We start from the raw sequence: 22,709 nt of genomic DNA on the forward strand, positions 1-22,709 counted from the left end.
ATCAAAATGCGCTAGCAGAAAGGGTTAATGGAATATTGAAACAAGAATTCCTTTTTTCTAAAACAAAGAATATTCAAGATCTAAACTTATTAGTAAAAGAAAGTATTTATCTTTATAATACTAAAAGACCACATTTAAGTCTTAATATGGAAACGCCAGATAAAGTGCATAAAAAATCCGAAGAAATAAAATATCTCTCCGGATTAAATATTGTTTAATTTATGTCAACCTATTTTAGGACGACTCAGCAAGATAAACTGAACCATGTTGTCTTTGCAGGTGTTCTTCTTCCAGACGAATCTGAATTTGCATTAAAATATTCCCGATGATGAATAAAAAGAATGCAATCACAGTGGGAAAAGCAAAGAAAAAACCAATAAGACTCAGCGTCATTCCGAGAAAAATGGGGTTTCGAGAGCATTGAAATAATCCAGTGGTAATAAGTTCGGTTTTTATACTTTTATCTATACCTATGCGCCATGAATCCTTCATTTGAATTTGAGCAATTACTACCCAAATAAAAGCCAGAAGCATCAACCCAACTCCGAAATACTGAAACAGCACAGAACTTAACATGTTTATTTTGAAAGCCTCTTCTACACCCGGAGACCCTAAAGGCAATATTGTATAGATAAATAAGACGGTCAGAATTATTTTGAAATACCTGCCAACTAATGCGTACGCAGAATCTTCTTTTGGTAAAACGTTAGGATTCTTGCCAATCCTCTTTGCTACAGCTACACTGATTCCCAAAAATGAAACGAAAAAAAACAGAATAAAATAAAGAGGAATAAAGTATCTGATAAAATCTATCATAGTTATGTTGTTTCAGGCAAATTTCAGATGTTTTACCATGCAATACTATTGCAATAATTTCTTTTTATTTACCCTTACAATTCATCTCATAAAACAGATCTGTTTCACAAAACAACCAATAACAATGTCATCTTTCTAAAAATTTCATTCCCATTGAAGATGACAATTGAAAATGTAGATATTTTCTAATTTTTGGCTAAAGCCAGTGGAATTTCATTTTTAATGCAAACGGGCTAAAGCCCGTTTCTATCGAATAAATATTACATTAATCATTTCATTATCAACAGTATGGAAAATTCATCTACACTATAGATTTAACATATCCGTTTGTTTTTTTAAACTCTGTCAGGCTCATCTGATGCTGCTTTTTAAAGAATTTATTCAGGTGACTCTCATCCGAAAAACCGAACTCCGTTACAATTTCATTGATTCGCATATCACTGAAAAGTAGCCGATGTTCAATCAGTCTTAATTTATAATTCAGGATATAATGAGTGATAGTTTCTCCGCAATGGTTTTTAAAGTAGCTGCCAAGATAGGTTTCTGAGAGCCCAAATTTCTGAGCAATTACAGAGACTTTTAAAAGTGCCGGATCGTGAATATTTCCCTGGATATAATTAATAATATCTACTATTCTTTTATCAGTATTGGATGCTGCATGCTCAACCCGCATTTTTGAAATATTTCTTGCGGCAATTACAATCAATGCATTTACATAATGTAGTGTTAACTCATCCTGATACAGATCCGGATGATTCAAACCATGAAGAAGCGATGTTACAATAGAGTCTACCAAAACCACATCCGGCTTATTCTGTAAAATACATCCTGAAAGATAAGAAGCACCGTATAATAAGCACCCTATTGAATTGATATTATTCCATTTATAATCCTTTACATAACGTTCACTGAACTTCACCAGTAAAAGTTCAGTTTTTCCTTCAATATCCAAATGGTGTTTATCATCAGGAGTCAGTAATATCAAGCTGCCTTTGCTATAAGAAGCTATATTATTATTGATCATAAAGGAACCTTTTCCGGAAATAACATATATAATCTGAAAAAAGGAATACTGATTCCCTTTTAAAGGACAATTTTCGGTAACATGATATTCTACCTTTACCAGTTGATCTATATTTTCTCTTTTCATGTGGTAAAAGTACTTATTTATCATTGAAATATACTGATTTTTTACATTTTTTCTGTTCAAATTTGCTACAGTAAAATTTTTTAAATCAATGAAAAGATCAATTTATGTCCTGGCGCTAGGAGCTTTTGGCATTATTACCACCGAATTTGGAGTTGTGGGCATCTTACCAACAATAAGCCGACAGTTCGGAGTATCAATAGATACTGCAGGATGGTTACTGAGTGCTTTTGCAATAACGGTTGCCGTCTCCTCTCCTTTTATCACCTCATTTACCAGTAAAATAAATCGCAAGCTCCTTTTGTGCCTGGTTATGAGCATATTTGTAATTTCAAATTTAATTTCTGCTTTTTCCACCAACTTTACCACCCTCATGATTGCCCGCATACTGCCCGCAATACTACATCCGCTTTTCTGGAATATCTCCATTGCCATTGCCTTTAAAGAAAAGGGAGCAAAAGGAGTATCTACCGTAATGCTTGGATTAAGTCTTGCTACCGTTCTGGGTATTCCGATGACAACGTATGCAGCAGATCTTTTTCATAATTGGAAAGCCTCATTCTTCCTAAGCAGTGCCATTAGTTTAATTGCTTTTATCGGATTATTACTTTTCATTCCTTCTATACCTGCTGAAAAACAAAAATCCGGACAGAATCAGTTAACCATACTAAAAAATCCACTTTTGTGGATCAATTTGATTTCAACCATTGGTACGTTGGCAGCCATGTTCTCCAGTTACACCTATCTTACCGCCTATCTTGAGGAAATTACCAAAATGAATGGTGCACAAATCAGTATAATGCTGCTTCTTTTCGGGGGTATGGGAACTCTTGGAAACTGGCTTATGGGAATCGCTTTAAGTCGTAATGTAAAATTAACAACAAGATTATTCTTACTTTTGCTCATTACAGTACAGATACTCGCCTACTTCCTTGGTGGGATTTTTATTCCTATGATCATCATCGTTTCTTTTTGGGGAATGATTCATACAGGTGGTTTTTTGGTTTGCAATATCAGAACCACACAAAACATTCCTCATCATGTTTTGGAATTTGTAAACAGCCTGCTTACATCATCTTTTAATATCGGAATTTCATTAGGGGCATTTCTTGGTGGAATCGTTAGCGCCTATTATGGTGTTCAGTATGTTCTTGCGGTAAGCATTTTACTTCTTTCAGCTACATTTTTATTAAGCTTCTTTTCTTTTCCTAAAAATATAACAGAAGATGAGAAAACTGAACACAATAAACTTGCAACACCAGTTTGTGAACAAACTTAATCCATAATGTATTATATGTTTTAAAAAGAAAAGCAACTTATCTTAGATGAGTTGCTTTTTTATATGGATCATACATAGGGAGTATGATAGGATCCGTTTCCCCTGCGTTTCATTATTAAGTTTTGGCTAAAGCCAATGAACCGGGTAATTTTTTATTGAATGGGCTAAAGCCCATTTCTATTGAATTTGAACATGAGGATAGTGATTTACTCCTGATTATGCTTATTATTCATCACAAATAGTAAATTCCATGGTTCTTTCAATATGTTTATCTTCAATAATTCCGATTGCATACTTGCTATTTTGTCCGAAATTATATTTTGTAAGATATGCCTGATTTATTTCCTCTGTAAGCTGATCCAGATCTTCAGGAATTACTGCCTTTATGTTGTATGTTGTATTGCCACATTGGATCTGTCCTGTCGGATATTCCAGAAAAGTATTATACCAGCTTCTTTCGGCCAGCCCCCATGATCTGGCAAAAATACGGTTTTGTACAATTACCATCCAGATTTCCAGGAAACCTGGGCGTTCAGATCCTGCTTTTATTCCGATAAGGTTATTGGTTTTAATGTAATCTAAAGCTTTGTTTTTATTCATGTTGAAAAGTTTCTGCAAAACTATCATAAGGAAAAGGGAATAAAAACTTTTTTATGCAGGGTAACAAATATGATATGTATTTGGTGGATTTATCAATGTAACTTAACTTTTTAGAGCATCATTTTACTAATGGTTTCAAGAAGACAGTCTTTATAGCTTTTGGCTACAGTTATTTTTAAACTGCCACATAATAACTGGTTATCTTCGAAAGATTCAATATTGGTTAAGTTGACGATATACGAATTATGAACCCGCATGAATTCTTCCGGCAGGCTTTCGATTAGATCTTTGAGTGTTCGGTAATAGATGTACTTTTTTTGGTCTATGGTATGAATTTCTACATAGTTTCCAAGACCTTTAATGACATTGATGTCTTTAAAAAAAAGCTTTACCAGCTTTTTGTCTGTTTTAATAAAAGCAAATGACCGATTCTCCATGAAAGTTGTTATAAAACTCTTTGGGCATGAAGATAAGCTTTATTCCAATATTTTTCGTTCAATGATGAAATGATGACTCCTTTTGAAGTAGAGGCATGAATAAATTTCACTTCACCATCCGGGCCAATATCGTGAACAATTCCGACATGAGAAACTCTGCTTCCTCCTGCTGTAGCAAAAAACAAGAGATCACCGGGTTTTACATCCCTAATATCAATATTTTTACCGGCTTCAGCCTGATCGGAAGATCTTCTTGGAAGGTTAAAGGAGTTTTCTTCAAAAACTTTTACGGTGAATCCGGAGCAGTCGAAACCCGAAGACGTATTCCCTCCGAAACGGTAAGGTGTCCCCAGATATTTTTCTGCATCTTTTAAAACATCATTAATGGATCTTGATACGTTTCCATCAAACTTAGAATCCAGCTTCCTGAGATTTTCAGATTTCGCTACGGTTTTGGAGCCTGATTTCTTATTGGAAGAAACATTTTTAGAAGATCCACAAGACACTACAAAAGCAGAAGCAATCAGCCATACAGAAAGCTGTTTTATACTCAATTTTTTTTCAAATAATCCTGATCCCATATTCGTCTGATTTTTACTTGATTAACGATTGATGCACAAATATACATTTTATATTTTAATTATGATATAACTATACTACAACTATATGATAAATATATGTTAAAATTTTGAATTCTGTTATTTATTGCTATATTTGGGTTCAATTTTGGCGATATGGCAACATATGAAAGTCTCATCAAGATCAAAGGCGCTGTAGGTGACCTTGTTTTTTATACTCTGAACGGTAAAAATGTGGTTCGGAAGAAAAGCGGATTTAATAAAACAGCTTTTAAAAAGGATCCATCTTATGAAAAAGTAAGACAGAATAGTTCTGAGTTCGGGCATTGTTCAAAAATGGGAAAGATCATAAGAAGTAGTCTGGATCCTTATTTGAAAGAAACAGGAGATGCCCTACTCTATCAGAAATTTGCAAAGCTGATGACTGAAATAAAAGATTTGGATCTGATTTCCGGAAGAGGAAAACGTACGGTTGTAAACGGACTTAAAACTGAAGAAGGGAAAAAGCTCCTTAAAACTTTTCAGTTTGGTGACATAGAAAATGCAGCAACAGGTATTGAGCAACGAGACGGAGTTCTTTATGTAAAAGAAGGGTATAAGACGAAAAGTGCAACAATAATTACAATCAGTCTCTATGCAGAAAATTATACGGTAGATAAGAGTGAGGAAAATATTTCTTTGACTCAAGATACAGTAGCTCTCAAGGAACAGTTCCCCAAAGAAGGTATGCTGTTTTATTTTATTGTGTTGAAAAATGAATGTGATGAAATTTCCCGAATGGGTTTTGTATAAATAAAAAAGCCTGCAAAACTGCAGGCTTTTTTTATTTTATCTTATCTTTCTCTCCTTTCCAGGTTCCATATTGAGCGGGAGTTGGAAGTGTGTTTGACCAGCTTCCGTTTCCTTTTTTATCCAGATTAAGTTTTCCTTTGAATTCTCCTTTTGACGGAAGAGCTACTGTACCCACCAGATCTCCTGTATTATTAAGATTACCGGAAATATTAAAGTTTTCATTACTAACATCAGAATGCATTGTTCCTGACACTTTCCCTCTTTTATCGACTACAAAGTTCCATACTCCTTTATCACCTCCTTCGTAGGTTCCTGACCATGTTCCTACATAATCATAGACCGTTTCATTATCATCAGAGCTACAACCGATAAACAAAAATGCTGTTAGTAAAAGTAAAAAAAGTTTCTTCATAGTTTCAGTAGTTTTATAACCCAAAAATCCTGTTATCCTCTATTCCATTCTATTAAAGAATTTCCTGTCATAGAGAATGAGCTTAATATTTATTATTTTTTTATTCCGTGCAAATCTACTAATTTTTTATTCAAATTATCTGAATTTTAATTAGTGGACAATATGTTTATTAAAAACCAACATATTCCGGCTAAAATACAAATATTTTTCAAACAAAATAGCGAACCTTAATTTTTGAGTTAATATCTAAAAGCATGGATTTAAAATTTTCATTTAACTATACATTATTGTAATATAAATTTAGATGTAACATATTTTTAATTAGATTTTTATTCTCATTCATTACTTATTTCCTATATTAGTGAAAAATTTAAACGTATTTAAAAAATACCATGAAAACAAAAACATTTTTTTTGACAGCACTTGCTTTGTGTAGTTTCGCAAGTGCACAAGTTGGAATTAACACTGCATCCCCCACAAGTACATTGGACGTTAACGGATCTGTAAGAGTAAGAAACCTTTCAAATCCTGACAATAAAATTGTTGCTGCTGATGCACAGGGAGTTCTGATGCTCATTTCTCCTGAAGAGCTTTTTTCTCCTAAGGCTTTATTAAATACTTCCATGTCTGCAACTGACCAAAGACTAACAATATATGAAGGAAAATGTTTTCAGCCTGGAGACAATGCTTCTTCCTGTACCGTTTCTTTAAATCATTATACTTCATGTACTGGGTTTACAAATCCTGTAGATACACAAGTTGTAGTAGGACAAACTATTAATACAGGTAACGGACAATTCTTAGGTACATGGACTGCAAAATATGTTGATAATAAAGGTTTTTCAAATACAGCTGCTGTTGCCAATCAAACAGCACCGGATTATCCAAGAATTTCTTATCCAGTTGCTAATTCTGCAAATTATTTAGGAAGCGGCACTTTTGTTGGACAGTGCAATACGGATCTGGTAACAACTATTAACCAAACCACTGGAAATATAAAGATAGAATCTGTAAAAAGAAATATGTATGCTCACCTGATATATTTGCTTTCTGTAGCACGCTCCAGAAGTTTATAGTAAGCATTCAAAAACAAATTAATAAACCCAGGGATAGATATTCTTTCTCTGGGTTTTTAATTGCTTTCTCTATAAATAACAAAGCATTTCATGATATCCCTCTCCTATTAAGTTTTTTGAATTGATGGTTAGTTAATTTTGGAAGATCAAATTATTTTCATAGTTTTACATACCGAACGGTCGGTATTTAAAATATATGATTATGAAGACATGCCAATTGATTAATGCACTGCTTATTTTATCTGCAGTAAATCTAACGTTTATGATTCCTGGTGGATTTATTGAATCTCGAGATTTCTCTCATATTTCACCTCTTATCCTGGGAATATTTAACAGCTTTCTGACAGCTTTGGGAATTGTCAGTCTATTTTTAGTTTATTTTATCAATAAACAATATGGCTGGGCTTATCGCATTGCTTTGTTTTGTGGGATCAGTTATTGTATTGTATATACTATTGATTTGGCTGGTATTTTTCCTCAATCTCCTTCTCCAATGCCTATTTTATTGCTAATACTAGAGACGTTGGGAACTATTCTATCTATTCCTTTGATATTCTACACGATAAGGAAGATGAAAGAGTCTAAAAACAAAGTAAATATAACCGGGTTCTCAAAATCTTTATATGGGTTCATAGCAATTGCTATTGTAATAGGATTAGGGATTATTATCTTTGCCACTCATGCAGCAATGACAGAAAAGTAATGGATACAAAAGAAAAAATATTATTAGTCTCTTATCAGCTATTTATCAATAAAGGATTCCACAACACTTCCATGCAGCAAATGGTTGAAGCATCAGGATTTTCTAAAGGAGCATTTTATCATCATTTTAAAAACAAGAATGAGCTTTATAAGGAAGTCATAGATCATTACTTTCTGCAATTTTATCAGTCTGTTGATTGGAATATGTATTCAAAAGCTGAATTAACTTTAAAGAATATTGAAGAAAAAATTCAGGACTTCTATTTAGGATTTATCCCACAAATCTTATCTATCACAGAGAATGGAATGTCTGCCTACTATATTATGTATTTTGAAGCTTTTACCATTCTTCCCCATTTCAAAGAAGAAATAAACAAATTTTATACTCATCTGGAGTATCTGCTGACTCATGCAAAAGATAATACAGAAAAATCAAAAAAAATAGCCACTCAGATTATTGCCAAATATGAAGGGATCTTATTTTTGTTAGCCATTAATCCTGCTACTAATATTCAAACACTATTAAAACAAATTAAATAATAAAAAGGACTGACGGAGATCAGTCTTTTTTATTAAAATATTCATAATAAAAAGCCCTAAAGCCTCATAACGAAGGGAAATAATAGCTCTTTTTTGTATCTTTGATTTTACAGGATCACAAAAGTATTATCTTATCATTAAGTTCCTGTTTATTCTTGTCAAAAATCCTATCATGAATACAATACCTGTTGGAATAAAACGTGTTGCAACCCTTTGCATTTTGCGTCATCAAAATGATTTCTTATTACTAAAGAGATTAAAAGAGCCCAATAAAGACACTTACACCCCGGTTGGAGGAAAAATTGACCCGTTTGAAAATCCGTTAGAGGCAGCCATTCGAGAAACCTTTGAAGAAACAGGAATTGAAGTTCAATCCATGAAATTCTGTGGAATGCTGACGGAGACTTCTCCTACTAAGTACAACTGGATTAGCTACGTTTATATTGCCGAAATTGATTATATAGAACCACCAATATGTAACGAAGGGACTTTAAAATGGATTTCCTTTGAAGATTTACTCCATGTGCCAACTCCCAAAACGGATTGGTATATCTATAAATATATTCTGGAAAACAAACCTTTTGCATTGAGTGCTGACTATGACGAGGATCTGAACCTTATCTCAATGAATGAGGAATTTGAAAATATCCAGCTTCCGGAGGTAAAATAAGAGTTATACTCAAAGAAAGAAACTCTTCCTTACTACTTCATACTGCGTTCTCTTGTAGCCAACCAACAAAGTACGGAACCTGCACAAACCATTGTTGCTCCCTGCCAGAAAGACAACCCCAATGAGGTAGATAGCAGAATGGAAGACAATGCTGATGACAAAACGGGAATGAAATAAGATGCTCCGGTTAAAATGGTAACATTCCCACCCAAAATACCAATGTTCCAGGCTGCATATCCAAATCCCATAGCACATGCAGCCAATAAAAGAAATATGATGGAAGAAAAGTTGATCTGCATCACACTTGAATCACCAAGGATTAAATATTTTACCCATAAAGCAACCGCTACCATCATAAAAAATAAGGTTATTCCGTTTACTCCATTGGCGATACGTACAGTTACTACACAATAAGCAGCCCATAACAGAGCTCCGATAAAAGCCAATCCATAACTTAAAGGATTGGTTTTAATATTTTCAAGCATCTGAGAGAGATTCAATCCTTGTTCCCCGCCTAATACCCAGACAATACCCAACATGGAAAGTATAATTCCCGGAGCCAGCAGCCAATTTGCTTTTTTATGGGCAAAAAGGATTGTTGCCACCATTGTGAATGTTGGCCAAAGATAGTTCACCATTCCTACCTCAATAGCCTGTCTGCTATTTGTAGAATATCCAATAGAAAGAGCTAAACACAGTTCATAAGAAACCATCAACAATCCCCCTAGTAGTAGATATTTCTTTGGAAATTTTGATACTGGTACCCATCTCATTGTGAGAAGCAAAAACACAGAAGCCACTGTGTATATTAAGGCTGCTCCTGCTGTTGCTCCAAAAGAATGACTTACTTCTTTGATAAGTCCCACAATGGAAGACCATAATAAAATAGCACAAAACCCAATGGCAGTAGCTTTGGTTGGTTGGGTCATAAAATATTTTTTGATTGTATTGAATATCAAACACAAAAGTAAGTAAAAATTGGAGTTTTATTTAACGGTTTATGATATCACATCATTTCTTCCCACATAAAGGAAAAAAGGTATCTTTGAAAGAATTAAATTTTTAATCATGAAAGAAAAAATCGTTCAGATTACCCATTCTACAGGAAAATATACATTGGATATACTTCCGGGTAGACTTAATGAAATGCAGGAACAGATTGACAGGTGTTTAAACAACGAACAGGCTGCGATAGTTGTAAGAAATGATGATGGAGAACAATTTATTTATCCATCCGATCTTTTGAAGAACAGCTTTATTGCCATATTGGATAAAGTTCCCCTAAAGGATCATTAAAATTCCTCAATGGAGAAATCTATATCTTTTATTAAATACCTGGAATATGCTTCGTTTAGCAGAAACCCATTTGTGTGAACTTAGCTATTATAATCGTTCACGATTCTAATCCTGTTTACAACATATTGATTTCAAGAATAATAATTTGCTTTTTTAAAATAAATTCATTATATTGTTAGTATGAAAAAAATAGATCGTCAGGATAATATAACACACGCTGGTAAAGTTAACGAACGCACAAAAGCTTTGGAAGTTCTTGAAAAAGCAAAAAAGATGCAAGGAAAAATAACTTTTCTTCGACAAGGAGTGGGAAGAAGCTTTAAGCCTAAAAGTGAAGAATAAATTCATTTTTATTATAGATAAAGGAATCTTTTCAATAAATGCTATTTCAATATAGATATAAAATAACAAATCCCTCAGATTGAGGGATTTTATCTTATGCTGTTGGTGGTATAATAGGAATACAATAGCAGTTACATTCTGCACCCGGCTCTACTCCACATATCCCTGTCGCTTCGCATATCCACATAAATTGAGGTTTGCAATTTTCTCGGCCGCCACCGCCATTAATTGCTTTTAAACTTTCTCTTGAAACTTTTTTGAAATTTTTCATGGTTTTATTTTAATTTGTTGTACTCTAAATATAAGAAGGATTCTTTAATTAGAGGTTTAACATAAAAAAAAATCTTACAAAAGAGCTGATGAGTATAATCTGGTTCTTTTATATTGTTATATGATAGTGAAAAACAAAATCCCTGAATAAATCCAGGGATCGAAAACTAATCAAAGCTCAAATTGAGTCAAGATATGATGTTCAAAATAAATTAGGGTTCAGCATAAAATGCTATTCCTTCATATGTCCAGCCATTTCCGCCCCATCCTAATTCATTGATATTGGTTGTATAAAAATGTCCAGCTTTTGAAGATCTGTAATACTTATATACAGGAATTCTACCACTCATATTATTTGAATTGTATCCTATAGGCTCTCTAAATACATAGCCTGTTGCTTCCAAAGAAGTTCTTTCTGCCTGTGTTGTAGCAATAACACAGTCTAGATTATTTGGATTTATATATACCGCTAAAGAAACAAGAGTGGATGCAATTTGTGATGTTTTAAACGCCGTGCCTTCATAGGACCAATTATGCTGGCCAATAGGAGTAAGAGAAGATCCATAATAATGCTTCATTAGAGAATGGCTATAATGTCTATTTATATAATTACCACCTAATGCAGCCTTACTATCTTTATTAAGGTTAGAATTTTTGCTATTCATGTTTGTTAAAAGCCCTGTATCTTTAATCTCGTTTTGAAATTCAGATTCTTCTCTCCCACATGAGAACAACATCATTGCAAAAGCTGTTGCTAAAAGTAATTTTTTCATAGAAATTAGTTTTGTAATTAGTTGCAATAATATGCTTATTTTTAATATCTCACAATATGTAGATTTAAACAAAAGACAATAATACCTAAAATTAATAACTTTCCCCTGATGAAGAATGTTAAAAAATAAAACTATGTTAACTGGAAAAGCCAAAAAAGATTTTGAAAATTGGATGAAAGATAAGCTATTATTGTATCCTCAAAATGAATTGGGAAGCCTGGCGGATATGTTTAAGGCCGCTTTAATTATAGAGTGGTTAGATACGGTATCCATTATTATCACAATAAATAATGAATATTATGATGGCTTTCATTTTTACTGGGAAATAAATAAGGCTAAGCCTCTACGAAGCAATCGTGTATTTCCAACAAGAGAACAAGCAACCATTTTCGCTATAGAGAAAGCTAATGGAATATATAATTCCGTTTGAGAAACACCACATTCATAATAAGGAAGCCAAATTCTTATATCTATCATTAAGGTAATAATTCATTTTATTTTTTTTAATGGTATTTCTTTATCTTGAAATATTTTTTATAATTTTTAGTAAATCAAAATCACTCATAGAATAAAAAAAAGAGTTGTAATTATTGTATTACAACTCTTTGACATACTAGTGGAGAATACGGGATTCGAACCCGTGGCCTTTTGACTGCCAGTCAAACGCGCTAGCCAACTGCGCCAATCCCCCATTTTTAAAACGATTACAAAAGTAAGTATTTAAATGATATATGCAAATGTTTTAGAAGAAGATTTTTTAATTTGTCAGCTTTTTAAAGTGACATTGATAGATAAAAAAGAAATCTAGTAAGTAGACAAGATTCGATAGTAGATTAAGACACAGACAAAACAATTTGTTTTCTATAATGCACCCTCTCTTTCAGGCACTTTTTGTTATATTTACGGAAAATAAAAACTATTAATTATGAAAATTACATTAAATGTGGATCATCATTTTCTGAAACATTTTGATGTTTCTTTACCAAGTCTTACAATTTTGACTGGACTTAACGGAACAGGTAAAACACAACTCCTTAAAGCAATTAAAAAAGGAGTAGTAAAAGTAGATAATACGATACTAAATACGAGTACTGATATCAAATTTGTAAATAACACTAGCCTTTCTGAAAACGAAAAAACAACTGAAGACTCAAGTTTTAGTAGTACTACAAGTTTAGAGATGCTTAAAATGTCTGTTTCTCATTATAAAAATGCTGGTCTTACTTTAGGGAGTTCTAATGAATCTTTAATTATGAAAATCTGTGAGGCTTCTGGAAAGGATATAAATCATTTAACAGATGAGGACATTGAGAAATACTTACCTGTTGAAGTAGGAGCTTACCATGGAAGTGTATTTTACCTAAATTTTTTACACTTATTTAAATCATATTTTGAAAAATTAGACAAGAATGAGTACAATAAATTTTTAAGCATTCAAAATGGTATTAAAGATATATTTTATTTAGAACAGGAAGACTTTATTAAATTTAATGGTCAAGCACCTTGGGATTTTGCTAATGAAATTTTAAGCCAAACTAATCTCAATTATGAATTTAAATCACCGTTAGGGCAAAACCCAAAAGATGATTTAGAATTGGAATTAAAAAATAACAAAACAGGTAAAAAGGTTTTATTCACAGATTTATCATCAGGTGAAAAGGCGATTATGTCTTTGGTTTTTGCTTTGTATAATTCAAGATATGAGATTGAATTTCCTAAAGTTCTGTTAATGGATGAACCTGATGCGTCCCTACATCCTTCAATGATAAAATATTTTTTAAATGTAATTGAAGAAATTTTTGTCAAGGAAAAGAAAATTAATGTTATAATAACAACCCATTCACCAACAACAATAGCTTTATCCAACGAAGAAAGCATTTATATGATGACCGAAAACGAAGAAGTAATAGTCAAAACAACTAAAGATGAGGCTTTAAAATTATTAACATCTGGAGTTCCCTCATTTAGTGTCAATTATGAAAATAGAAGACAGGTTTTTGTTGAGAGCGGCAACGATGTGTCTTATTATGGAAGCTTTTATAATATGTTTGAGAATAGGTTAAATAATGAAGTTTCATTAAACTTTATTGCAGCAGGTGATGTTCAAAAAAATAAACACGGTTCAGCTATTAACAACTGCGATACTGTAATTAAAGTGACTGAAATACTTAGATCCGCTGGCAATAAATTTATTTATGGTATTATAGATTGGGATCTTAAAACAACAGAACCACATGAAAAAGCTATTAAAGTATTAGGATGGAATAAAAGATATAGCATTGAAAATTATATATTTGACCCATTATTGGTTGCTATATTATTGCTAAGATTAGGTAAAATCGAAAACTCAGATCTAGAACTAGCTTCAACTGAAAGAGAAAAGAACATAGAAGATTTCGAAGAAGATAGACTTCAAACGATAGCAAATTTTATTCTTGAAAAAATAGTTACAAAAGTAGATAGTACAGAAGGGAATTTACATGTATGTACACTAATAAATGGAAAATCTATTAACCTCCCACAATGGTTCTTACATATTCAAGGTCATAGATTGGAAGAGATCTATATTGAAATTTTCCCAGAACTAAATGCCATTAAAAAAACAAAGAAGAATTATTAAAGCAAGAAATAATTGATAAAATTGCAAATAACAATATTGGATTGATTTCAAGAGATATTCTTGATTTATTTTTAGAATTGCAAGAATAATAAATACAGCTCCTTAATTGGGGCTAATTTTTAACTAGTAATTATATAGTGTTTATGCAAGGTTCTGCTCTTGGTATTATTTTTTTTCTAACTTTAGTGATTTAGTATAAGAAAAACACAAATCCTCATGAAAAAACACACATAAAATTTAGAGAAAATATCAAAAATTATATTTCGGGGATTAACTGCTGGGTAAAGCTTACTATTATGATTAATGGAAATCCATTTCCTACCGACAATATGCCCCAAAACATCATCAATGTGAGCTTGTTCTAGCACAAGCTTCTTGAGATGAGATTCAAAATAAAAACTTATTACAAACAAATAGTTCAAATTTTCTTTCCGAAAATTAAAATAAAAATGAGCATAGAAACAATAACAGAATCAAATGACTTATCCCAATTACCCGAAGTAGACCTTTATTGCAATGGTTATTCTGAGATTAAAATTGGAAAGTCTGCCTATGGAGTAATCTTATCTCATAATGAACATGAGAAAAAGATTTCAGAAGTTTATCGCCACACCACAACCAATCGTATAGATTTATTAGGTATAATAAATGGACTCCGGCATTTAAAAAAGAAATCCAAAGTATTTATTTACACAAACTCTATGTATATTGTAGACTCTTTTAACAAAGGCTGGATATACAGCTGGGTTGAAAACAATTGGGTTTCAAATAAGAAAAATATAGCAAATGTTGATTTATGGAAACAACTACTAGAGCTTACACAAGCTCATGAAGTTATATTCTCATATTCTAAAGAAGGGAAAATATTACAATGCTTAGATCTCGCAAAAATATCTTTTAAGAACAATGCCGTTCTCATTGATGATTTTTATGAAAATTTGAACGACAAATATCATCCTGAATCCACAAATACACCACCAATATTACCAACGTTAAAAATAAAAAAAGAAGGAGATCTATGTAGAAAATGTAATATTCCTGTAATAAAGAAAACTCCATCTCATAAGAAGATTCAAAAAAACAAATCTTACTATTTTGAATACTATCTGCTTTGCCCTGATTGTAAGACAATGTACATGGTAGAAGAGGCAAAGAAAATGATATAACTGAACAAATGATGTTACTGTTAATATCATTCTTATAACTTAAATCTTTCATATTTGATAGTAACAATAAATGTCAAAGAGTTGTAATTACTGAATTACAGCTCTTTTTATTTTATCCTTCTTCTTAAAGAAAAACTAAAAAAATCTGCCGGAATATTTTTACTTATCCCTACCTATTCGTTTTTTACATCTACAAATATCAATCAAGCTTTTATTATATCACAGCATAAGGATTTAATAGGATAAAATATCATAAAATGTAAAAAATTACTGATATTTCTCAATATTTTTATAGAAATAAATGTTTATATTACTCTCGGATCATGCTCATTTTGCTTAAAATTATACATATAACAATCTACAAACTAAAGTGTTAAATAAAGTTAACATATCATAAAATAGCCCCCAATCATGCTCAGTCTTCGACGTTTACAAAATCGCACGCAAAAGATTTAATACTTAATTAAAAAATAAATATTCATCTTTGCAGCCTTAAAACTTAAACACGCTAGTTTATTTCATGAGCATTATTTTGAAAAAGCGTCTTCTTATAGCGCTTGTATTACCAACGGCCGCCTTGTATTATGGGCAGAGTACGAAGGATTCTTTAGAAAAATCTAAATCTATTGATGAGGTGATGTTGGTGGGTAGAAACCTTTCCCAAACAGCCAAAGAAAGAAAAACACCTGTTGCAGTTTCCAACATTAAGGCAGCTGAAATTCAGGAGAAATTGGGAAACAGAGAGTTCCCTGAAATTATGAAGTCTACCCCTTCGGTATACGTTACCAAAGTAGGTGGTGGATTTGGAGACAGTAGAATTAACATGAGAGGTTTTGATGGTGCCAATATTGCGGTTATCATCAATGGACAGCCTGTTAATGACATGCAGGGAGGTACTGTGTACTGGTCTAACTGGACTGGATTGGCTGACATTGCCAGCTCTATTCAGATTCAGAGAGGGTTAGGAGCTTCCAAATTTGTAGTTCCTTCTGTGGGAGGAACGATCAATATCGTAACCAAAGCTACCGATTCTGAGCAAAAAGCGATGATCAAGGCAGAAGCTGGTAACGACAACTACTCCAGACTTTCAGCGATGTACTCTTCCGGGTTAAAAAACAAATGGGGAACTACAGTATTACTTTCCCGTTGGCAAGGTGATGGTTACATCAACGGAACTAAAGGTGAAGGATATTCATGGTTTTTCTCAACTGGATTTAAGCCGAATGAAAAACACGCTTTCAATTTAATTGCTACGGGTGCCCCGCAGGTACACGATACGAGAAGATCTTCTGCAACCGGAGCAAATGTAGCGACTCTACAACAGTTTGACATGTATGGGAGAAGATACAATCCACAAACAGGAATGCTGAATGGTTCTCAATTCAATTTAGCACCTAACTTCTACCACAAACCAATTGCTTCATTAAACTGGGACTGGAATATTAATGATAACCTAAAATTATCAACAGTTGTTTACGGTTCTTGGGGACGTGGCGGTGGAGGTACCGGACTTAACGGGTCTATTGTACAAGGTAAGAATACCATGAACTTTATGAATAGTGCTGATGGTACCATCAATTGGGATATGATTGCTCGTTATAACAGAGGAGGTTCAGTAACAGATTACAATGGAAATACTTTCCAGAAATCAACTTTTACAGCTCCTGCAGGTTCTCCTGCTGATTACAACGGACAATACGTAAGTACGTTAAACGGAAACAGTGGTATTGTTAGAAAGCAAAGTATCAATGCTCATGACTGGTATGGTGTAATTGCAGATCTTAATTACAAAAAGAATAACTGGACGTTCAATGGAGGTCTTGACCTTAAAACTTACAAAGGTGCTCTTTACGATATCGTTACCGATATGTTAGGTTCAGATGCTTTATATGTTAAAAATACAGTAAACGCTCCCAACGGTTACTATATTGATCGTACAGTAAAACCTGAACCATTAACTAAACTAAATAATGCTCAAAAAGTATCTATCTACAACGAAGGATTGGTAAAATGGGCAGGTATTTACGGAATGGTAGAATATAGCTCTGAAAAACTGAGTGCATCCGTTCAGGGATCAGTATCTGAGCAGTATTACAAGAGAAAAGACTATATGCTGTACACTCCTGGAAATCAGGAAACAAAATGGTATCACAAAACAGGGTATATTGTAAAAGGAGGTGCTAACTATAATATTGATGATCATCATAATGTATTTTTCAATACAGGGGTTATTTCTAGACAGCCACTATTCAATGCTTTATTCCCATCTAATCAGAACATCTACAACGATGCGAAGAATGAAAGAATTTTCTCTGTGGAATTGGGCTATGGTTTCAAATCTCGTTATGTAGATGTGAATATCAACGCGTACAGAACGCAATGGGATGATAGATTCATTTCAAGAACCTTCAATGCAGGTGCTGCTGATGTTGCCAGATTCCCTCAATTAAAACTTGGAAATGCTTATTTCTACAACGCTCTGAATGTTGGTCAGCTTCACCAAGGAGTTGAATTGGAAGCTAAAGCAAGACCTTTTTCAAATCTTAGGGTAAGAGGAATGGTATCTTTAGGAAACTGGAAGTACAAAGGAAATGCAAACTTCAATATTTTGGATGTTCAAAGCAACCAAGAAGTTGCCGGAGCAACAGGTATGATCAATATTAAAGATCTGAAAGTTGGAGATGCCGCACAAACTACAGCTAGTTTAGGAGTTGATTATAACATTACCAAGGCTTTCAGTATTGATGCTAACTGGGAATATTATGACAAGCTATATGCACAGTTCAACCCTATCAACTTTCTTACTGAAGCGGATAGAGAAAGAGGAATTGTTAAGTTACCAAGCTATAATCTATTTGATGTAGGGGCTACTTATAAATTCGAACTTGGTCAGAAGAAATCTTTAACATTAAGAGCGAACATTTATAACTTATTCAACAAATATTATATTTCTGAATTAAGCTCAAATATCCATACGACTGATAAAATTGCTAATGGACCTAATGCCGGAAAAACATATCAGGAAACTGGCAGAGTTTATCAAGGAATTGCAGATGCCAATACAGGTTTCTTAGGTTTTGGAAGAACGTGGTCTGTGGCTGCGACTTTCAGATTCTAATTCATAATCTGGATAATAAATCAATGAGAACCCGTCATTTTTGGCGGGTTCTTTTCTTTTACAATAGGGATCCTACCTCTCCTATTATGCAAACTGTTTATAAATTAACATCATTAAAATAAATCCTAAATAAGTAATATATTAGACAAGATAAACACACAAATCATTTCTGTGACAATGGATAAAGACACCATACAATATATCATCACTTATTTCATTAATCTGATGACCCATGATGAAAAATTAGCATTGAAGTATCACATTTTTACTTATAAAACTTCTGATAATCCTGAAACAGGATCTCTTATTCAGCATAGCTATGATGAGTTTGAGTTCAAAGTCGTTCAGCGAATAATGACTGAGACCCCAGAAAAAGTTTTTTTTAATACCTGCCCTCAATGCAACAGGCTTGCTCGTACTCCTTTTGCAAAACAATGCAGATATTGTGGATATAGCTGGCGAAATCTGGTTGCTCAATTTAAGATTGACAGTGTCTTTAAGATTACTAACAGAAGTTTCTATTTTCTTGGTGAGATTATAGACGGTGAAATAAATCCAGGACAATGGATGGATTTAACAAAGCTGGGGCTTAATAAAAAGATTACTATTGAATTTGCAGACAAATTAACCAACGGAAAACCATGGAACGGTGTTGGCTTAGGAACAAATGAATTAACTGAAGAAGAACAAGAATTTTTAAAACAAAAAAGTTTTCTTCATCCCATCATTCCTATCACTACCTCATCGTAAATATCCACTATCCCAAGTCAATAATTTTCCCTGCTGCCTGGCCAATAATTTCAATATATGATTTTGAGTCTACTACTTGTAAATTGTTATTAGAAGCTTTTACACCTAGTGGTAAAACGGGAATGTAGCCATAACATTGTCCATATTGTAATGCGGGAAGTTTTCCTTTGATTTCTAAATAAGGTTTAGCTTTATAAGTATCTATTAAATCATCTTCATCATTTACCAGAATATCCAAATACACATCTACTTCACCACCAATTATAGTTTTTTTAAGCTGTCTGATATTAATCAGTGCAATCCTGTTTCCTTCATCCGGAGCAATAGTCCAATTATCATTGCCTTCCCATACTAACAGATCACCTAAAGCTGTGATCCCCCAAATAATTGTAGGATTCAGAATCTTATCTATATAATCAAATGCAAAATTATACTCTTGTGGATCAACCATCTGTAAATACCCATTTTCATATATCCCAAACCCCATATTTCTCCATATCCAAATGATCTCTTCCAGAAATTTCCCATTGAACAACTGTTGATATTGCTCAATGGTTTCTTCTGAAACGGAACAATGTTTCTGATAATCGACACTATTTCTATTGATAAATTGCTGAATGGTATCCATTATTTTTTAAAATATCAAACTGTTTTCACTGTATCTAAAGATACTGCTTTATTCAGAATTACAGGCTGTTATCTATTGATATTTCATCTCTAACAGTATCTAAAACGGTTATAAGCCAAACCCATTTCTGCATCCACATACTGCCCCTGATACAAGAAAGGTACAAACTCATTATCTCCTTTTCTTAAAGAGCCATATATATCCAACTCTCTTTCCCAAACCAAAGAACCATTGTTATCATAAGCATGAGTAGGTGTACCTAAATAATCGCTGATGATACTAAACTGCTCTTCGCCAACAATTTTACCACAAGGGAACGAAGCTTCCCTCCTGATATAATCTTTATATTAAAAGGCAAGCTTTCAGCTTGCCTTTTAATATTTCAAAATGATTACACTATTCTATACAGTAACCAAATACTCATTATTTAAAGGAACTAATTCTTCGTCATATTGATTATCATAAATAAATGGAAAATCTCTGGTTGTATAAATATTAATATCTGTAAACTTAGTTATAAGATCATCTACAAAATCTTTATTATTGAAAACAAATGAGTTTCTATAGGCAAATTCTCTTAAAACAAAGATATTTTTATCCAATGAATCTGTAATAAGTACTAAATCGGGATATATATAATTTGTACTTCCATTCACCTTACTTCTAACACTTGTTTGCTTATTGAATTCAAACTTATCATCATCAAACTTTCCAAATCTTAAGGCACAATATTTTCTCTCCGTTAATTGATCACCATCCTTATTTACTAGCTTTAAGATTGAATATTCATATTGATTTTTATCTAATCCATTGTTTAAAAGTTCTTGAAAAAGATCCAAAGACAATATTTTTACATCTGAACCATACTCTAAATAATTAAACTGAAAATCAATTTGTTTTTTCTTAAAGACTAAATATAGTTCTGGTGGAAACTTATATTTCTGTTCTTTCGGAGGAAAAGGAATATCCTTATAATCCAATGTTCGCCACTCCGAATCAGAGTAAAATTTAGTTCTTTTAGTAGAGTCAAAAGAATCAAAAAGAATAATATCATCTCCTAAAGGAATTCCTTTTCTTTTTATATAGCTTCTTTGAAAGCTTACAAATAATTTATTTTCCATAATAATAAATCTAATGATGTCTAAACTGATTTAACTTTGTTGGGGCTTTTGAACCATCTGGGGATAATCTCTTTTTTAACCGTGCTTGCATTTTTTCAAGATCTGCTTTTGCTCTAGCTTTATCTTTATGAATTCTATATTGATCTTGGATAGCCTTTATTCTAGCCTCTACATGATTACTAAAATTAGGATGAGATCCTGGATGATAATGAGCAAACCCTAACTTCTTTGCTAAAGCTTCATTATTTGGTAAATATATACCATTTGCAGCATTATGTTTTCCCTTAAATCCAACTTCATTAAAAAAGCCATTTCCTCCTCTTCTTGTAGTACCAAATTTATCCCAAGTTTCTTGTGGGATAACATGATGTGTATTCCAGTCAGTTGATCTATTTCCAAAAGTAACTGCTTGTCCAGCTTTATCTAGATTTTTTCCCAATAGATATCCGCTTAAACCAAATATGTCCAGCCAAGAATTAGAATCATGTACATAATTATAAAATTCGAAACCTCCATCTAACCCAATTGGATCTTGGCTAATATTCCCCGCTTCATTATCATAATATCTAAAACGATTATAAGCCAAACCTGTCTCTGCATCCACATACTGCCCCTGATACAAGAAAGGCACAAACTCACTATCTCCTTTTCTTAAGGAGCCATATATATCCAACTCTCTTTCCCACACCAGAGAACCATTGTTATCATAAGCATGAGTAGGTGTACCCAAATAATCGCTGATGATACTGAACTGCTCCTCGCCAACAATTTTACCGCAAGGAACAAAGCTTCTCTCCTGATATAATCTTTATATTAAAAGGCAAGCTTTCAGCTTGCCTTTTAATATTTCAAAATGATTACACTATTCTATACAGTAACCAAATACTCATTATTTAAAGGAAGAATATCCCATTTATACTGATTATTGAAGACATAAGGAAAGTCCTTTACATTATATACTTGTGGTAAATGGAAATTCAATAAAATCTCCTTAACGACATTTCCAGTGAAAATTATGGAGTTTCGATAACAAAGTGAATTAATATAAAAAATATTTTTATTTTCAGGATAAGCATTTAATTTCATATCGGGAAATAGAAAAAAGTTTTTCAATCCTGCAGCTCTTTTTTTAGTTTCCATATTAAAATCAAAAAATTGATCATCAAACCTTACAAACCTTAAAGCATAGTAGATTTCATTATTTGTCAAATTATTTCCTTTAAGATCAATAATAGATAGTTCTGCGATTTCATAATAGCTCTCATCTATTCCTTTATTGTTAAGAAAAGTCAAAAATTTAGATGAGACAAGAACCGCAAGGTTATTCATTCCATAAAAGTCAAATTTTATAACTGAAGGTTTATTTTTGGTTGAAACCAAATACATTTTCGAGGGAAAACGTTTTTTATCCTCTGGAGGAAATCCGTGAATTGAAGCATCATACATTTTCCAAGGTTGCTCAGCAACAAATTTTGGTTTCTTACTATCAAAACTACTAGTAAAAATCACATCATCAAGCTGAAAGTAACCTTCCTGGCCTTGTGTTCTATTAAACCAAATAAATAAATCTGTCATA

General features: G+C 32.7%; 27 protein-coding genes and 1 tRNA gene. 14 read left to right on the plus strand and 14 right to left on the minus strand.

Annotated features, from left to right (window positions below; all coding sequences use genetic code 11):
* Window positions 1–218: integrase core domain-containing protein (locus GTR01_RS23040; RefSeq protein WP_160136654.1), on the plus strand; the 218-nt coding region annotated here is incomplete at its 5' end.
* Window positions 219–234: 16 nt separating this feature from the next.
* On the opposite strand, the gene GTR01_RS23045 is transcribed toward GTR01_RS23040, so the two are convergent.
* Complete coding sequence (locus tag GTR01_RS23045) at window positions 235–816, minus strand: methyltransferase family protein (protein ID WP_160140067.1); 582 nt, start codon at window positions 814–816, stop codon at window positions 235–237.
* A gap of 301 nt (window positions 817–1,117) precedes the next feature.
* Window positions 1,118–1,966: an AraC family transcriptional regulator gene (locus GTR01_RS23050; RefSeq protein ID WP_185155159.1), complete on the minus strand. Its 849-nt coding sequence runs from the start codon at window positions 1,964–1,966 to the stop codon at window positions 1,118–1,120.
* An 88-nt stretch (window positions 1,967–2,054) separates the two neighbouring features.
* On the opposite strand from GTR01_RS23050, the gene GTR01_RS23055 reads away from it, so the two are divergent.
* Complete coding sequence (locus tag GTR01_RS23055) at window positions 2,055–3,242, plus strand: MFS transporter (RefSeq protein WP_160140068.1); 1,188 nt, start codon at window positions 2,055–2,057, stop codon at window positions 3,240–3,242.
* Window positions 3,243–3,467: 225 nt separating this feature from the next.
* Here GTR01_RS23055 and GTR01_RS23060 read toward each other — a convergent pair whose 3' ends face one another.
* From GTR01_RS23060 to GTR01_RS23070, 3 genes are all read right to left on the minus strand, one after another.
* Window positions 3,468–3,842 (minus strand): DUF2255 family protein, encoded by a 375-nt coding sequence (locus GTR01_RS23060; protein ID WP_160140069.1) that lies wholly within the window; start codon window positions 3,840–3,842, stop codon window positions 3,468–3,470.
* A 110-nt stretch (window positions 3,843–3,952) separates the two neighbouring features.
* Window positions 3,953–4,279, minus strand: coding sequence for a LytR/AlgR family response regulator transcription factor (locus tag GTR01_RS23065; protein WP_160140070.1), 327 nt, complete (start codon window positions 4,277–4,279; stop codon window positions 3,953–3,955).
* Window positions 4,280–4,287: 8 nt separating this feature from the next.
* Window positions 4,288–4,860 (minus strand): C40 family peptidase, encoded by a 573-nt coding sequence (locus tag GTR01_RS23070; RefSeq protein ID WP_160140071.1) that lies wholly within the window; start codon window positions 4,858–4,860, stop codon window positions 4,288–4,290.
* A 153-nt stretch (window positions 4,861–5,013) separates the two neighbouring features.
* Here GTR01_RS23070 and GTR01_RS23075 point away from each other — a divergent pair, with 153 nt between their 5' ends.
* Window positions 5,014–5,649, plus strand: coding sequence for a hypothetical protein (locus GTR01_RS23075; protein WP_160140072.1), 636 nt, complete (start codon window positions 5,014–5,016; stop codon window positions 5,647–5,649).
* A 31-nt stretch (window positions 5,650–5,680) separates the two neighbouring features.
* On the opposite strand, the gene GTR01_RS23080 is transcribed toward GTR01_RS23075, so the two are convergent.
* Window positions 5,681–6,061: a hypothetical protein gene (locus GTR01_RS23080; RefSeq protein ID WP_160140073.1), complete on the minus strand. Its 381-nt coding sequence runs from the start codon at window positions 6,059–6,061 to the stop codon at window positions 5,681–5,683.
* A 392-nt stretch (window positions 6,062–6,453) separates the two neighbouring features.
* On the opposite strand from GTR01_RS23080, the gene GTR01_RS23085 reads away from it, so the two are divergent.
* From GTR01_RS23085 to GTR01_RS23100, 4 genes are all read left to right on the plus strand, one after another.
* Window positions 6,454–7,137, plus strand: a complete 684-nt coding sequence (locus GTR01_RS23085; protein ID WP_160140074.1) for a hypothetical protein — start codon at window positions 6,454–6,456, stop codon at window positions 7,135–7,137.
* Between the two features lie 202 nt (window positions 7,138–7,339).
* On the plus strand, window positions 7,340–7,840 hold the full coding sequence (locus GTR01_RS23090) for a hypothetical protein (protein WP_160140075.1): 501 nt from the start codon (window positions 7,340–7,342) through the stop codon (window positions 7,838–7,840).
* A complete protein-coding gene (locus tag GTR01_RS23095; RefSeq protein WP_160140076.1) occupies window positions 7,840–8,379 on the plus strand; it encodes a TetR/AcrR family transcriptional regulator in 540 nt (179 codons plus the stop codon). Before GTR01_RS23090 ends, GTR01_RS23095 begins: the two co-directional genes overlap by 1 nt.
* A gap of 172 nt (window positions 8,380–8,551) precedes the next feature.
* On the plus strand, window positions 8,552–9,049 hold the full coding sequence (locus tag GTR01_RS23100) for an NUDIX hydrolase (protein ID WP_160140077.1): 498 nt from the start codon (window positions 8,552–8,554) through the stop codon (window positions 9,047–9,049).
* Between the two features lie 32 nt (window positions 9,050–9,081).
* Here the strand turns inward: GTR01_RS23100 and yddG are convergent, their stop codons facing one another.
* Window positions 9,082–9,978, minus strand: a complete 897-nt coding sequence (gene yddG, locus GTR01_RS23105) for an aromatic amino acid DMT transporter YddG (protein WP_160140078.1) — start codon at window positions 9,976–9,978, stop codon at window positions 9,082–9,084.
* Between the two features lie 139 nt (window positions 9,979–10,117).
* Here yddG and GTR01_RS23110 point away from each other — a divergent pair, with 139 nt between their 5' ends.
* Both GTR01_RS23110 and GTR01_RS23115 read left to right on the plus strand, forming a co-directional pair.
* The gene (locus tag GTR01_RS23110; RefSeq protein WP_160140079.1) at window positions 10,118–10,345 is read left to right on the plus strand and encodes a glyceraldehyde-3-phosphate dehydrogenase; all 228 of its coding nucleotides are present in this window, start codon (window positions 10,118–10,120) and stop codon (window positions 10,343–10,345) included.
* A 180-nt stretch (window positions 10,346–10,525) separates the two neighbouring features.
* Window positions 10,526–10,687 carry a hypothetical protein gene (locus GTR01_RS23115; RefSeq protein ID WP_160140080.1) on the plus strand — a complete coding sequence of 54 codons (162 nt, stop codon included), beginning with the start codon at window positions 10,526–10,528 and terminating at the stop codon, window positions 10,685–10,687.
* Window positions 10,688–10,781: 94 nt separating this feature from the next.
* Here GTR01_RS23115 and GTR01_RS23120 read toward each other — a convergent pair whose 3' ends face one another.
* Both GTR01_RS23120 and GTR01_RS23125 read right to left on the minus strand, forming a co-directional pair.
* Window positions 10,782–10,958: a bacteriocin-like protein gene (locus GTR01_RS23120; protein WP_160140081.1), complete on the minus strand. Its 177-nt coding sequence runs from the start codon at window positions 10,956–10,958 to the stop codon at window positions 10,782–10,784.
* Between the two features lie 211 nt (window positions 10,959–11,169).
* Entirely contained in the window at window positions 11,170–11,730 is a 561-nt protein-coding gene (locus GTR01_RS23125) for a hypothetical protein (protein WP_160140082.1), read from the minus strand.
* Window positions 11,731–11,863: 133 nt separating this feature from the next.
* Here GTR01_RS23125 and GTR01_RS23130 point away from each other — a divergent pair, with 133 nt between their 5' ends.
* Window positions 11,864–12,160: a hypothetical protein gene (locus tag GTR01_RS23130; protein ID WP_160140083.1), complete on the plus strand. Its 297-nt coding sequence runs from the start codon at window positions 11,864–11,866 to the stop codon at window positions 12,158–12,160.
* Window positions 12,161–12,347: 187 nt separating this feature from the next.
* On the opposite strand, the gene GTR01_RS23135 is transcribed toward GTR01_RS23130, so the two are convergent.
* Window positions 12,348–12,421: transfer RNA gene (locus GTR01_RS23135), tRNA-Ala, on the minus strand.
* Between the two features lie 234 nt (window positions 12,422–12,655).
* Between GTR01_RS23135 and GTR01_RS23140 the strand changes: the two genes are divergently transcribed.
* The 4 genes from GTR01_RS23140 (at window position 12,656) to GTR01_RS23155 (ending at window position 19,384) form a co-directional block, all read left to right on the plus strand.
* The gene (locus GTR01_RS23140; protein ID WP_160140084.1) at window positions 12,656–14,350 is read left to right on the plus strand and encodes an AAA family ATPase; all 1,695 of its coding nucleotides are present in this window, start codon (window positions 12,656–12,658) and stop codon (window positions 14,348–14,350) included.
* A 449-nt stretch (window positions 14,351–14,799) separates the two neighbouring features.
* Window positions 14,800–15,516: an RNase H family protein gene (locus GTR01_RS23145; RefSeq protein ID WP_160140085.1), complete on the plus strand. Its 717-nt coding sequence runs from the start codon at window positions 14,800–14,802 to the stop codon at window positions 15,514–15,516.
* Window positions 15,517–16,036: 520 nt separating this feature from the next.
* On the plus strand, window positions 16,037–18,634 hold the full coding sequence (locus tag GTR01_RS23150; RefSeq protein WP_160140086.1) for a TonB-dependent receptor: 2,598 nt from the start codon (window positions 16,037–16,039) through the stop codon (window positions 18,632–18,634).
* Between the two features lie 177 nt (window positions 18,635–18,811).
* The gene (locus GTR01_RS23155) at window positions 18,812–19,384 is read left to right on the plus strand and encodes a hypothetical protein (RefSeq protein ID WP_160140087.1); all 573 of its coding nucleotides are present in this window, start codon (window positions 18,812–18,814) and stop codon (window positions 19,382–19,384) included.
* 7 nt (window positions 19,385–19,391) lie between these two features.
* On the opposite strand, the gene GTR01_RS23160 is transcribed toward GTR01_RS23155, so the two are convergent.
* The 4 genes from GTR01_RS23160 to GTR01_RS23175 all read right to left on the minus strand — a co-directional run bounded on the left by GTR01_RS23160 (window position 19,392) and on the right by GTR01_RS23175 (window position 22,708).
* Complete coding sequence (locus tag GTR01_RS23160) at window positions 19,392–20,012, minus strand: T6SS immunity protein Tdi1 domain-containing protein (RefSeq protein ID WP_160140088.1); 621 nt, start codon at window positions 20,010–20,012, stop codon at window positions 19,392–19,394.
* A 401-nt stretch (window positions 20,013–20,413) separates the two neighbouring features.
* Entirely contained in the window at window positions 20,414–21,133 is a 720-nt protein-coding gene (locus tag GTR01_RS23165; protein WP_160140089.1) for an Imm43 family immunity protein, read from the minus strand.
* A 10-nt stretch (window positions 21,134–21,143) separates the two neighbouring features.
* A complete protein-coding gene (locus GTR01_RS24860; RefSeq protein ID WP_317167609.1) occupies window positions 21,144–21,863 on the minus strand; it encodes an RHS repeat-associated core domain-containing protein in 720 nt (239 codons plus the stop codon).
* Window positions 21,864–22,000: 137 nt separating this feature from the next.
* Complete coding sequence (locus GTR01_RS23175) at window positions 22,001–22,708, minus strand: Imm43 family immunity protein (RefSeq protein WP_160140090.1); 708 nt, start codon at window positions 22,706–22,708, stop codon at window positions 22,001–22,003.
* Window position 22,709: the final 1 nt, after the last annotated feature.

Source organism: Chryseobacterium sp. c4a (assembly GCF_009900745.1).
Taxonomy (GTDB): Bacteria; Bacteroidota; Bacteroidia; order Flavobacteriales; family Weeksellaceae; genus Chryseobacterium.